The 12,667-nt window shown below is 66.7% G+C and carries 11 protein-coding genes; 5 read left to right on the top strand and 6 right to left on the bottom strand.

Annotated features, from left to right (window positions below):
* Positions 1-20 precede the first annotated feature (20 nt).
* Positions 21-422 carry a metallopeptidase family protein gene (locus tag HT578_RS16240; RefSeq protein ID WP_213500709.1) on the top strand — a complete coding sequence of 134 codons (402 nt, stop codon included), beginning with the start codon at positions 21-23 and terminating at the stop codon, positions 420-422.
* A gap of 44 nt (positions 423-466) precedes the next feature.
* Positions 467-2,242, top strand: a complete 1,776-nt coding sequence (locus HT578_RS16235; protein WP_213500708.1) for a bifunctional metallophosphatase/5'-nucleotidase — start codon at positions 467-469, stop codon at positions 2,240-2,242.
* A gap of 15 nt (positions 2,243-2,257) precedes the next feature.
* Here the strand turns inward: HT578_RS16235 and HT578_RS16230 are convergent, their stop codons facing one another.
* From HT578_RS16230 to lgt, 3 genes are read right to left on the bottom strand one after another with little or no spacing between them, the layout of a single operon-like run.
* Complete coding sequence (locus HT578_RS16230; RefSeq protein ID WP_039388970.1) at positions 2,258-2,776, bottom strand: DUF2306 domain-containing protein; 519 nt, start codon at positions 2,774-2,776, stop codon at positions 2,258-2,260.
* The gene (locus HT578_RS16225; protein ID WP_239026322.1) at positions 2,760-3,824 is read right to left on the bottom strand and encodes a class I SAM-dependent methyltransferase; all 1,065 of its coding nucleotides are present in this window, start codon (positions 3,822-3,824) and stop codon (positions 2,760-2,762) included. Before HT578_RS16225 ends, HT578_RS16230 begins: the two co-directional genes overlap by 17 nt.
* Entirely contained in the window at positions 3,821-4,723 is a 903-nt protein-coding gene (gene lgt, locus HT578_RS16220; protein WP_239026321.1) for a prolipoprotein diacylglyceryl transferase, read from the bottom strand. Before lgt ends, HT578_RS16225 begins: the two co-directional genes overlap by 4 nt.
* A 230-nt stretch (positions 4,724-4,953) precedes the next feature.
* On the opposite strand from lgt, the gene HT578_RS16215 reads away from it, so the two are divergent.
* The 3 genes from HT578_RS16215 (at position 4,954) to HT578_RS16205 (ending at position 9,886) form a co-directional block, all read left to right on the top strand.
* Positions 4,954-7,716 carry a [protein-PII] uridylyltransferase gene (locus HT578_RS16215; RefSeq protein ID WP_213500706.1) on the top strand — a complete coding sequence of 921 codons (2,763 nt, stop codon included), beginning with the start codon at positions 4,954-4,956 and terminating at the stop codon, positions 7,714-7,716.
* Positions 7,717-7,847: 131 nt separating this feature from the next.
* Positions 7,848-9,020 (top strand): patatin-like phospholipase family protein, encoded by a 1,173-nt coding sequence (locus tag HT578_RS16210; protein WP_213500705.1) that lies wholly within the window; start codon positions 7,848-7,850, stop codon positions 9,018-9,020.
* A gap of 83 nt (positions 9,021-9,103) precedes the next feature.
* Positions 9,104-9,886, top strand: coding sequence for a 3-hydroxybutyrate dehydrogenase (locus tag HT578_RS16205; protein WP_213500704.1), 783 nt, complete (start codon positions 9,104-9,106; stop codon positions 9,884-9,886).
* A 63-nt stretch (positions 9,887-9,949) separates the two neighbouring features.
* Here the strand turns inward: HT578_RS16205 and HT578_RS16200 are convergent, their stop codons facing one another.
* From HT578_RS16200 to HT578_RS16190, 3 genes are all read right to left on the bottom strand, one after another.
* Positions 9,950-10,252 carry a hypothetical protein gene (locus HT578_RS16200; RefSeq protein ID WP_144400843.1) on the bottom strand — a complete coding sequence of 101 codons (303 nt, stop codon included), beginning with the start codon at positions 10,250-10,252 and terminating at the stop codon, positions 9,950-9,952.
* The gene (gene gltX / locus HT578_RS16195; protein ID WP_213500703.1) at positions 10,249-11,577 is read right to left on the bottom strand and encodes a glutamate--tRNA ligase; all 1,329 of its coding nucleotides are present in this window, start codon (positions 11,575-11,577) and stop codon (positions 10,249-10,251) included. Before gltX ends, HT578_RS16200 begins: the two co-directional genes overlap by 4 nt.
* Positions 11,578-11,653: 76 nt before the next feature.
* Positions 11,654-12,646, bottom strand: a complete 993-nt coding sequence (locus HT578_RS16190; RefSeq protein WP_213500702.1) for a glutathione S-transferase family protein — start codon at positions 12,644-12,646, stop codon at positions 11,654-11,656.
* Between the last annotated feature and the right edge of the window lie 21 nt (positions 12,647-12,667).

Genomic DNA, 12,667 nt, shown 5'->3' with positions numbered 1-12,667 from the left:
AACAGGAGAGGACACCGGCCATGCCCCATCGCATCGGACCCGCCCCGAGCCCCGCGCAGTTCGAGGCGATGGCGCTGGCTGCCTTCACCCGCATCCCCGCCCCCTTCGCCGAGCACCTCGAGGGCATCACTGTCCACATCGAGGAGTTTGCCGATGCCGAGACGCTGCAGGCCGTCGGCCTTACCGAGCCGTTCGACCTGACCGGCCTCTACCACGGCCATCCGCTGGGCGATGAGAGCATCTGGACCGGCGGGGAGCTGCGCCCACGCATCACCCTCTACCGCCAGCCGCTCCTCGCCGAATGGTGCGAGACGGGGGTGAACCTCGAAGACCTTGTCACCCATGTCGTCATCCACGAGGTCGGCCACCATTTCGGTCTTTCCGACGACGACATGCACGCGCTCGAAGCCGGCGCGCGTTGAATTTTCGTCACTTTCCCGTCATCGTCCCGCTGGATAGAAGCCCCATGACCCGCCTTTCGACGCGCACGCGTGCGCTGTGCGCCGCCGCCCTCCTCGCCCCGCTGCTGGCCGCCTGCGCCACCCCGCAGGGGACTTCTGTCTCCTCCCCGAAGACGCAGTCCCCGGTCGAGGTCGGCATCCTCGCCTTCAACGATTTCCACGGCAACATCGCCGCTCCCAAGGCCACGGTCAGTTGGCCCGACGGTCAGGGCGGCACGGTCAAGGTCCCAGCAGGCGGGGCAGCGCATCTGGCGAGCGCGCTCGATGCGCTGCGCCACGAGTTCCGCTATTCGGCCACCGTCTCTGCAGGCGATCTCATCTCGGCCTCGCCGCTTGCCTCCTCGCTCTTCCTCGACGAGCCGAGCATCGGGGTGATGAACCGCATCGGGCTCGACTTCAACGCGGTGGGCAACCACGAATTCGACCGGGGCCGGGCTGAACTCCTGCGCGTCCAGAACGGGGGCTGCGAGAAGAACACCCAGCGCGAGCCCTGCCAACTCGAACAGTTCGCAGGCGCCAACTTCCGCTACCTTTCGGCCAGCACCTACACCGAGGACGGCACCACGCTGTTCCCCGCGACCGGCCTCAAGAGCTTTGGCGAAGGTGCCGCGAAAGTGACGCTGGGCTTTGTCGGACTGACGCTCAAGGGCACGCCCTCGCTGGTCTCGCCCGGCGGCATCGCGGGGCTGACCTTCGGCGACGAGGCCGAGGCGATCAACCGTGCAGTCCCGCTTCTGCGCCGTGAAGGAGCCGATGCCGTCATCGTCCTCATCCACCAGGGCGGCGCGCAGGCCGACACCTCCGATCCCAACGCCTGCGACGGCTTTACAGGCGACATCCAGCCCATCCTCGACAAGCTTGATCCCAAGGTCGATGTCGTAATTTCCGGGCACACCCACCAGGCCTACATCTGCGAGATGCCGCGCGAGGGCGCCGCCCCGCTCCTCCTGACAAGTGCGGGGTCCTACGGGCGCTTGGTGACGCGCCTGACGCTCGACATCGACCCGGCCTCCGACCATGTCGTCTCCGCCCACGCGCGCAATCTTCCCGTGCAGTCGGAGGGCTACACGACCTCGCGCGGGGACGTTGCCCAGACCGATCTCGTCCCTGTCTATCCCGCACGCGCCGACATCGCGCAGTACGTCGGGCGCTATCTCGATGCCGCCAGCGCCTATTCCGAGCGCACGGTCGGCCATCTCTCGGGCGGTGCCCCGCGCGACTGGCCCGATGCGACAGAAGACCGCAAGGGTGGCCCGGTGGACCAGCTCATCGCCGATTCGCAGCTGGCCGCCACCCGCGCGGCGGGTGCCCAGATCGCCTTCATGAACAGTGCTGGCGTGCGCGCCCCCATCGAGCCCGGCGCCGATGGCGCAGTGACCTTCGGCCAGATCTTCACCGTCCAGCCCTTTGGCAACACGCTGATGACGCGCAGCTTCACCGGGGCGCAGATCAAGGCGATCCTCGAAAGCGGCGTGGGCGCAACGCCGTCTGCCAGCGTTCTGGTGCCCTCCTCCACCCTTACCTACACCATCGACACCACGCGGCCTGCCGGAGATCGGATTACCCGGCTCGCCTTCAACGGCCAGCCGCTCGACCTCGCCGCGCGCTACCGGGTTACCGTCAACTCGTTCCTCGACCAGGGCGGGGACGGCTATGTCGGACTTGCCGAAGGCAGCGATCCCACGGTCGGCGGGCTCGATCTTGATGCGCTCGAGGCCTGGCTTTCCGCCGTACCGGTGCGCGCGGTCCCCGAGACACCGCGCGTGCGGGTCATCGAGTAGCCCCGACCTGTCGGCTTAGCCGAACAGCCAGTGACCCAGCAGGCGGTGGAAGGGGAAGGTAAAGAAGCCCGCGATCAAGAGCGCCCCGATGATAAGCCCGCGCACCGTGCGGCGGTGGCGGTAGACATCGTGACGCCGGGCCGCGAGGACCAGCACCGGCACCAGTACGAACGTCAGCAGCGAGAGCGCGTGGATCGGGCTGAGCTGGCCCGGCTGCTGCAGGCGAATGAAGAAGCTGTCAATCGCGGTCGCGAGCATCGCCGCACACCAGGTGTAGCCCAGCACGCGGTGCCCTTTCGTGCCGCGCGTGCGCCACAGGAGGACTGGCGTCAGGACCAGCGCGACGACGATGGTCGCAAGGTGCAGCCAGACGACGCCGGGAACCCGGCCCCATTCGTCCATGCCGCGCAGGACTGCCGCAGCAACGAAGGCGAGCATGACCAACGCCAGCGCGCCCAGCAGCTTCTCAAGCTTGTCGGGGGCAGTGGAGACCAGTTCGCCCCGCGCGCGCAGCGCCTCAGAAGCTCGCGCCATCGGGCCACTCCGGCGAGGCTAGCCCCATGACCTTGAACAATGCCCCCATCTGGCCCTCCTCGATCAATCGATCCTTGGACGCATGTAAAGCGGCTTCGTGCTGGGGCGCAACCTTGGCGAGCGCGGCCGCGCGTGCCTCAATGCCCAGATCGCGCAGGAAGCGGCCCTGCGGCACCGTGCCCAGGTGCTTGCAGCCGTGCGAGAGCGCGACATTGGCAAGGGTCACGAAATCGACATGGCAGGTCAGGTCCGCCTCACCGGGCATCGTGAAGGGATCGACCTTGGTGTGGGCCCGCAGCGCCTGGAGGGTCGAGCCCGTGCGCGGCTGATCGTAGCCATAGTCGATCAGCAGCGCCGCGCCGCCCTGCTGGGCAAGCCGCCCGGCCAGTTCGTAGACTGCCGCCGCGGCGCCCGGGCAAGTCTCGATCAGCGTACCTTCGGGGCTGTCCTTGAGCTCCGCCGGGATCGCCGCGTCCATCGGCTTGGTCCCCGCCACCGGCAGGAAGCGCCCGTCCTGAAAGTCGACGCAGCGCTCGCGCCAGCCATCGGCCATGCGCACCAACTGGCGTACAGGCAGCGCGTCGAGGAACTCGTTGCCCACGACCAGCAGCGGCCCGTCGTTCGGCAGGCTCGAAAGGTCATGGTGAAAACGCGCCTGCGGGACGCCTGCCAGCTGGATGTCCTTGAGCGTGGTCGAGGTCTCCACGAAGTGGACGCGCGGCTCCAGGCCATAGCGCTTCATCGCCCGCAGCGCGTCCTTGGCCAGTGTCCCGCGCCCAGGGCCCAGCTCGACATAATGGACGTCGGGATCGCGCCCGGCGCGGATCCAGATGTCAGCCAGCCACAGCCCGATCAATTCGCCGAACATCTGGCTGATCTCGGGCGCGGTGATGAAGTCGCCAGCGCTGCCCAGCGGGTCCTTGCCCGCATAGTAGCGCGCGTTCGCCTCGCCCATGTAGTGCTGCAGCGTGATCGGCCCGTAGTTGGCGATCAGGCGCTGGAACATGCTGGCGAGGCTGTCGCCGTCCGGGGTCATTCCCCCGGTCATTGGCTCGCCTTGGTGCTCGGCGCCGTGCCCAGAGCCGGACGTGCCAGCGCCCGCCCGACCAGGCCAAGACCCAGCAGGATGAGCGGGATCGTCAGCCACTGGCCCATCGAAAGGCCTGTCTGGTGGGCAAATTCGGCCAGCTGCGCGTCGGGTTCGCGGTAGAACTCGACGATGAAGCGCGCACAGGCAATGCCGGTCACGAAGACCCCGACAAGGAGGCCCGGACGGAAGCGCGCGCGGCTCTTCCAGAACAGCGGCAGCATGATGAGGATAAGCATCAGGCCCTCCAGCCCGGCTTCGTAAAGCTGGCTGGGATGGCGCGCGAGCTGGTCGGGCGCATCGGGAAAGACCATCGCCCAGGGCACGTCGGGTCCCGCCACACGGCCCCAGAGCTCGCCGTTCACGAAATTCGCGAGGCGCCCGAAGAACATGCCGAAGGGCACGCAGACAGAGACATAGTCGGCCACGCGCACGAGGCTGAGCGCATTGCGCCAGGCCACGAAGGCCATGGCCAGCGTGACGCCGATAAGCCCGCCGTGGAAGCTCATGCCCCCGTGCCAGAGCTTCACCATCTCGCCCGGGTGCAGCCAGAGGCTGGGAATGCCGGTATCGCCGCCGGTGTAGAACGTCGCGTAGCCCAGCCGCCCGCCCAGGATCACGCCCAGCGTGCAGTAGAAGAACAGGTCATCGACATGGCGCTGCGCCATCGGCGCGCCGGGCTCGCGGATCATGCGGCTGATGTGCCAATAGGCCAGCAGCAGACCGGCGAGATAGGCCAGCGAATAATAGCGCAGGGTAAAGAAGCCCAGGTCGATGCCATTCTTGAGGCCCAGATTGACCCAGTAGATCGGTTCGTGCGCCTGCGTGGCGACAGCGGCGGCCAGAGTTGTCAGAGACAAGTGCCTTGGACCCTTTTTCGATTCGTCAGGTAGCGCGGGGCCCTTTCTTCCGCGCAAAAGCGCACGGGATCGGGCCATTTGGCTGCCTTCTGGCATAGCCGCCCCTTTGATGGTAGTCGCGATTTGAAACCAGACCTGCAAAAATCGCAGCACCACGGGAGAAGTTCGGCGCACATGATGCCTTGTGCCGACTTCCTCTTGTCGTTTGCGACGTTTAGAAGCTTCCCGTCATGAGTGTCATTCGTATTCCTTCCCCGCGTTCCGTGATCGACCGGCGCGAACTCGTCCAGACCATCGACAAGCTGGTGGCGGCCTATGGTCCGGCCAAGTCCCGGCAGTTCGTGGTCGAGACCATGCGCACCGCGCTTGCCGAGGGGCGTGCGGAGATCGAGAGGCGTCTCACCGAGAAGCCGTCTGCCGGGCACGAGATCGCCGAGGCGCAAGCTTTCCTCACCGACCAGCTGCTGCGCGTCATGCACGACCACGTGGTCAAGCACGTCTACCCCGCGGTCAACCGTTCCAAGGGGGAGCGGCTGTGCTTCATGGCGGTGGGCGGCTACGGACGCGGCGAGATGGCGCCGCACTCGGACGTCGACATCGCCTTCCTCACCCCCATGAAGCACACGCCCTGGTGCGAGCAGGTCATCGAGGCGATGCTCTACTTCATGTGGGATCTGGGGCTGAAGGTCGGCCACTCCAGCCGCTCGCTCGACGACATGGTACGCATGTCGAAATCCGACCTCACCATCCGCACCGCGATGCTGGAGGGGCGCTACGTCTGGGGCGATCAGGACGTCTACGAGGAGGCGCAGGCCCGCTTCTGGCGCGATGTCGCGCAAGGAACCGAGCGCCAGTTCGTGGTCGAGAAGCTGGCCGAGCGCGACGAACGCCACAAGCGCATGGGCGACAGCCGCTACGTGGTCGAACCCAATATCAAGGAAGGCAAGGGAGGCCTGCGCGACCTTCACACGCTCTACTGGATCGGCAAGTACCTGCACCACGTGCGCGATCCCGGTGAACTGGTTGATGCCGGGCTATTCTCCCGCAAGGAATACCTCGCCTTCCGCCGCGCCGAGAACTTCTTCTGGGCGGTGCGCTGCCACCTCCACACCATCGCCAATCGCGCCGAGGACCGCCTGACCTTCGACCTCCAGCGCGAAGTCGCGGCGCGGATGAACTACACCGACCGCCCGGGCAAAAGCGCGGTCGAGCGCTTCATGCACATGTTCTTCCTCCAGGCGAAGACGGTGGGCAGCCTGACCGGCGTGTTCCTCGCCCAGCTCGACGAGCAGTTCGCCAAGAAGCAGCCGCGCGGCCTGCTCGCCGGGTTCAAGGCGAAGGAGCGTATCGTCAAGGGCTACAAGGTCTTTGGCGGGCGCATCAAGGCGCCGTCGGACGACTGGTTCACCAAGGACCCGGTGCGCATGATCGAGATCTTCGTGATCGCCGACAAGGAGCGCCTTGAGGTCCATCCCGAAACGATGCGCCAGATCCAGCACGACGCCGCCCTCATCAAGGAGGAGGTGCGCGAGGACACGCGTGCCAACGCGCTGTTCCTGGAACTGCTGACCAGCCGAAACGATCCCGAGACCGTGCTGCGCTGGTTCAACGAGGCGGGCGTATTCGGGCGCTTCATCACCGAATTCGGCCGCGTCAACGCGCAGATGCAGTTCGACATGTACCACCACTACACGGTCGACGAGCACACCATCCGCGCCATCGGTCTGCTGGCGAAAATCGAGCGTGGCGAACTCAAGGACGACCACCCGCTCGCCCACGACATCGTCCACAAGGTGCGCTCGCGCCGGGCGCTCTACGCCTCGGTGCTGCTCCACGACATCGCCAAGGGCCGCGGCGGCGACCACTCGATCCTGGGTTCCGAGATCGCGCTCAAGCTGTGCCCGCGCTTCGGCTTCGACGAAGAGGAGACCGAGCTCGTTTCCTGGCTGGTGCGCTGGCACCTGCTGCTTTCGGCCACCGCCTTCAAGCGCGACCTTTCCGATGCGAAGACGATCTTCGATTTCGTCGAGAAGATGGAATCGCTCGACCGCCTGCGCCAGCTGACGCTGCTCACCATCGTCGACATCCGCGCGGTGGGTCCGGGCACCTGGAACTCGTGGAAGCGCCAGCTCATCGCCGAGCTCTACAACGCCTCGGAAGAGCGCCTGCGCCTGGGCCATGCGCAGTTCGGCCGCGAACAGCGCGTGGAAGCCAAGAAGGAGGCCGTGCGCGCCCTCGCCCCGGAAAACGCGGCACTGGTGGAGAAGGTCGGCGGCAAGCTGATCGATGCCTACTGGATCGCCGAGCCCGAGGACGTCATCGCCAAGAACCTCGCGCAGCTGCTGGCCGCCGACGACGATCCGCTCTCGATCCACACCGAATACGATCCCGCGCGCACCGCCACGCTGGTGACCGTGATCGCCTCGGACCACCCGGGCCTGTTCTACCGCATCGCAGGTGGCATCCACCTGGCTGGCGGCAACATCATCGACGCGCGCATCCACACCACGCGCACGGGCCGCGCGGTCGACAACTTCCTCGTGCAGGACCCGCTCGGGCGCCCCTTCAGCGAGGAGGCCCAGCTCGACCGGCTGCGCGAATCGATCGAGAACGCGCTTGCCAACCGCATCAAGATCCTGCCCCAGCTGGTCGCCAAGCCCGAGGTGCGCCCGCGCGCCGACGCGTTCGACGTGCGCCCCCGGGTCATCTTCGACAACGGCGCGTCCAACCGCTTCACCGTGGTCGAAGCCACCGCGCGCGACCGTCCCGCGCTCCTCAACCGGCTTGCCCACGCGCTCTTCGAGGCCAAGCTCATGGTCTATTCGGCGCATATCGCGACCTATGGCGAGCGCGCGGTCGACACGTTCTACGTGACCGACCTCCTGGGCGAGAAGATCACCTCGGCCAACCGCCTCAAAGCGCTGGAACGGCGCCTTCTCGAAGCGGCGAGCGAGGCGGTGGCCGATGCCGAGGCGGAAGCGCAAGGCTCCTGAGGCGAGGTCGGCTCTCCCCGCCGATCCCGGGTCTGTGCGTGGGGCCTGCCGCCTCTCGCGCCGTTGCAACCGGACCGATCAAGGCCCATATGTTGCAACGCACCATGCCCTGATCGCGAGGGGAAGCCGCCATGAACTACCAGGATACGCCGATCCGCGCCCCATGGGGCCCGGTTGCCAGCCGTTCCGGACGCGAGGCGGGCACCTATACCGCGCTCGTCCTGCAGGGCGGCGGCGCGCTCGGTGCCTACCAGGCCGGAGTCTACGAGGCGCTTGCCGCCGAGGACATGCGGCCCGACTGGATCTCGGGCATCTCCATCGGCGCGATCAACGCCGCGCTGATCGCCGGCAATCCCGTGGGCGAACGCGTCAAGGCGCTGCGCACCTTCTGGGAGCGGGCCTCCTCGGAACTGCTCTACAAGCTGGATGAACCCATCGGCTTTGCCCGGCGCACTTTCAACGAGGCCTCGGCGCTCTTCGCCTCGACGCTCGGCATCCCGGGCTTCTTCAACCCGCGCTTTCCGGTGCCGCTGCCCGAATGGCCCGCCGAGTTCGGCGAGCTCTCCTACTACGACACCACCCCGCTGCGCGCGAGCCTCCTCGAACTTGTCGACTTCGAGCGCATCAATAGGGGCGAGACCCGGCTCAGCGTAGGCGCGGTCAACGTGCTCAACGGCAACTTCGTCTACTTCGACAACCTGGAACGTCCGATTGGCCCTGAGCACATCATGGCAAGCGGCGCGCTACCGCCGGGCTTTCCGCCGGTCCAGATCGAGGGCGAGTGGTACTGGGACGGCGGCCTCGTCTCGAACACGCCGCTGCAGTACGTGCTCGACAACCGCCCCGCTTGCGCGATGGAAGTCTTCCAGATCGACCTCTTCGCCGCACGCGGCGAAGTCCCGCGCACGATGGCCGACATCGCCCAGCGCGAGAAGGACATCCGCTTCTCCAGCCGCACCCGCCAGGGCACCGACATGTCGCGCAAGCTCCAAGCGCTGCGCGCCGCCGCGCACCGCCTCGCCGACAAGCTGCCCGAGGAGCTGAAGGACGATCCCGACCTCGCCAAGCTGCTCTCCTGCCGCCCGGAAGGTCCGGTCGCGATCATGCACCTCATCAACCGCCCGCGCGGCTATGAAACCAATTCCAAGGATTACGAGTTTTCGCGGATGACGGTCGACGAGCACTGGCAGGCGGGCAAGGCCGACGCGATCTTTTCGCTCGAACACCCCGAATGGCTGGAGCGCGCCATCGAACCGGACGAGATCGCCACATTCGATCTTGCCTGCGAACGCGAACGCGGCTGAATACGCGCACGGCAAGCGCCCAGCAGGCACCGCACAGACGGGCAGGCCCGGACGCCGACGAGATAACTGGAGAGAGCACGCACATGAAACTGAAGGACAAGGTTTGCATCGTCACCGGCGCGGCCAGCGGCATCGGCCTCGCCATTGCCCGCAAGTACGCCGAGGAAGGCGGCAAGGTGGCCATCGCCGACCTCAACCAGGAGGCCGCGCAGAAGGCTGCCGATGAAATCACCCAGACCTACGGAGCCGATGCCATGGCGGTCGCCATGGACGTGACCAGCGAAGAGCAGGTGGAAGCCGGGGTCCAGGCCGTGGTCGAGGCCTGGGGCACGGTCGACGTGCTGGTCTCCAACGCCGGCATCCAGATCGTCAACCCGATCGAGCAGTTCAAGTTCGACGACTGGAAGAAGATGCTCGCGATCCACCTCGACGGTGCGTTCCTCACCTCCAAGGCGGTGATCCCGCATATGTACAAGCAGGGCTCGGGCTCGATCATCTTCATGGGGTCGGTCCACTCCAAGGAGGCAAGCAAGCTCAAGAGCGCCTATGTCACCGCCAAGCACGGCCTGATGGGCCTCAACCGCGTGATCGCCAAGGAAGCGGGCCCCAAGGGCGTGCGCACCAACGTGATCTGCCCGGGCTTCGTGCGCACCCCGCTGGTCGAGAAGCAGATCCCTGAACAGTCCAAGGAACTGGGCATTTCCGAAGAGGAGGTGGTCAGCAAGGTCATGCTCGGCCAGACCGTCGACACCGAGTTCACCACGGTCGAGGACATCGCCGAAGTCGCGCTGTTCTTCGCCGCCTTCCAGACCAACGCGCTGACCGGCCAGTCGCTGCTCGCCAGCCATGGCTGGGTAATGGAATAAGAGGAAGTATGGAGTACTGCGGACGCGGCCGCGCGAAAGGCGCTGGCTGCGTCCGCAGCCCCCTCAGGGCCGACGCAAAGGCGCCGCGCCCTCATCCTGGATCGCCACCGCGCCGCCCAACATGCGCAGCACTATCCAGGTAACCGGCAGGGCCGCCACGAAGGCCAGCGCGATCACGGCGAGGAACACGTAGCCGTCGACCAGCCCCGCGCCCAGCACGGCGACAAGACCGATCCCCATGAGGACCGTCGTCGCCAGCGAATGTACCGCCATCATCATCACGAAGCCCATCGCGTAAGTCCCTTGCGACCTGCTGACGGGCGGGAAGTAGGACGGGCCTGAAACGCCGTCCTTGACGCATGTCAAACGGCGCGCAGGCGCTCCAGCGCAGCTGCGCGGCCGATCAGGGGCAGCATCGCGCCCATGTCGGGCCCGTGCTCCATACCCGTCAGCGCCAGACGCAAGGGGAGAAACAGCGCCTTGCCCTTGCGGCCCGTCGCCTCCTTGAGCGCGCTGGTCAGCGCCTTCCAGACGCCCGGCTCCCAGTCGAGCCCCTCCAGCACCTCGCCAGCCGAGGCGAGATAGGTGCGGTCTTCCTCGGCCAGGTCCGGGGCGGCGATGGGGCCGGTGACGACCTGCCACCAGTCCGCCGCCTCATGGACGTGAGCCAGGTTGGGGCGCACCGCCTCCCAGGCCGCCGCATCCATTCCGTCCGGAAGACGCTCCGCCACGGCCTCGTAGGGCAGCGTGTGGACAATTGCGGCGTTGACGCGCGCCAGTTCGGTTTCGTCAAAGCGCGCCGGGGCCCGGCCAAAGCGCGAAAGATCGAAGCTCGCCGCCAAGTCCGCAAGACGCAGCGCCGGATCGACCGGATCCGAGGTCCCCAGGCGCCCCAGCAGGGCAATCAGCGCCTCGGGCTCGATCCCGTCCTCGCGCAACTGCGCCATGCCAAGCGAGCCCAGCCGCTTGGAGAGCTTGCCCTCGGTGCCGACCAGCAGGGCTTCGTGGGCAAAGCGCGGGACCGTGCCGCCCAGTGCCGTGAACATCTGCACCTGCGCGGCGGTGTTCGAAACGTGGTCCTCACCCCGCAGTACGTCGGTCACACCCATCGCGATGTCGTCGATCACCGAGGGCAGCATGTAGAGCCAGGAACCATCGGCGCGGCGGATCACCGGGTCCGACATCATCGCCGCCTCGAAGGACTGGGGGCCGCGAATGCCGTCCTCCCAGGCAATCGGCTCGTCGCGGTCGAGCAGGAAGCGCCAGTGCGGAGCGTCTCCCGCCGCCACTTTCTGCGCCTTTTCCTCCTCGGAAAGGGCAAGCGCGCCGCGGTCGTAGATCGGGGGCAGCCCGCGGCCCAGCAGGACCTTGCGCTTGAGTTCAAGTTCCTGCGGGCTTTCCCAGCACGGATAGACGCGGCCCTCACCCTTGAGGCGCTCGAACTCGGCTTCGTAGAGCGCAAAGCGCTGCGACTGGCGCTCCTCGCCCTCGGCCGCGATGCCCAGCCAGGCAAGGTCCGCCCGGATCGCCTCCACATAGTCCTCGCGCGAGCGCGCCGCGTCGGTGTCGTCGATGCGCAGCAGAAAGCGTCCGCCCGACCGCTTGGCCAGCAGCCAGTTGTGCAAGGCCGTGCGGATGTTGCCGACGTGAAGAAGGCCCGTGGGCGAAGGGGCAAAGCGCGTGGTGGTCATAGCCCTGCGCGATTACGCGCAGGCGGGCGCGAGGTCAAAGCCCTCATTGCCCGCCCGCGCGCGGCGGCGCGTCCACCTAGTCGGCAAGTCCCCCCATTCCCTCACGGCCATGCGGTGCGGCCAGGTCCATGAGCGGCCCGGCCGGCACGATTCCGGTCGGGTTGATGGTGCCGTGGCTCTGGTAATAGTGCCCCTTGATGTGCCGGAAATCGACCGTCTCGGCGACGCCGGGTACCTGGTAGATGTCACGCAGATACGCAGAAAGGTTCGGATAGTCGGCAAGCGAGTGCAGGTTGCACTTGAAATGCCCCCGGTACACCGGATCGAAACGCACCAGCGTGGTAAAGAGGCGAATATCGGCCTCGGTCAGAGTGTTGCCGATGAGGTAGCGGCTCGCCGAGAGGCGCGTTTCGAGCCAGTCGAGCGTGCCGAACAGGGGATAGACCGCCTCCTCGTAGGCCTCCTGGGTGGTCGCGAAGCCGGCCTTGTAGACGCCGTTGTTGACCGTGTCGTAGATCCGCGCGTTGAAGGCATCGATCGCCTCGCGGTGCGCCTCAGGATAGTAATCGCCCGGACGCGCGCCCAGATCGTCGAACGCGGTGTTGAACATGCGAATGATCTCGGCCGATTCGTTGCTGACGATCGTGCCCTTCGTGCGATCCCAGAGCACCGGCACAGTCACCCGGCCCGAATAGTCGCTCTTCGCCGCCGTGTAGACCTGGTGCATGTACTGCGCATGGTGGATCGGATCGGGCACCACGCCCGGCCCTTCGGCAAAGGTCCAGCCGTTCTCGGCCATGTGCCAGTGCACGATGGAGACAGAGATCATTCCCTCCAGCCCCTTCAATGCGCGCATGATGAGCGTGCGGTGCGCCCAGGGGCAGGCCAGGCTGACGTAGAGGTGATAGCGCCCGGCTTCCGCCGCGAAGCCGCCCTCGCCCGAAGGGCCTGGGCTCCCGTCGGCCGTCAGCCAGTTGCGGAACGCCGACTTCTCACGCTCGAACTTCCCCTTGTTGGCCTCGGTATCATACCAGACATCGTGCCACTGGCCGTCCACCAGCATTCCCATAACTCATCTCCATTCGCCGGT

This window comes from Novosphingobium decolorationis (assembly GCF_018417475.1).
Classification (GTDB): domain Bacteria; phylum Pseudomonadota; class Alphaproteobacteria; order Sphingomonadales; family Sphingomonadaceae; genus Novosphingobium; species Novosphingobium decolorationis.
This window is presented reverse-complemented; position numbering and strand designations above follow the sequence as displayed.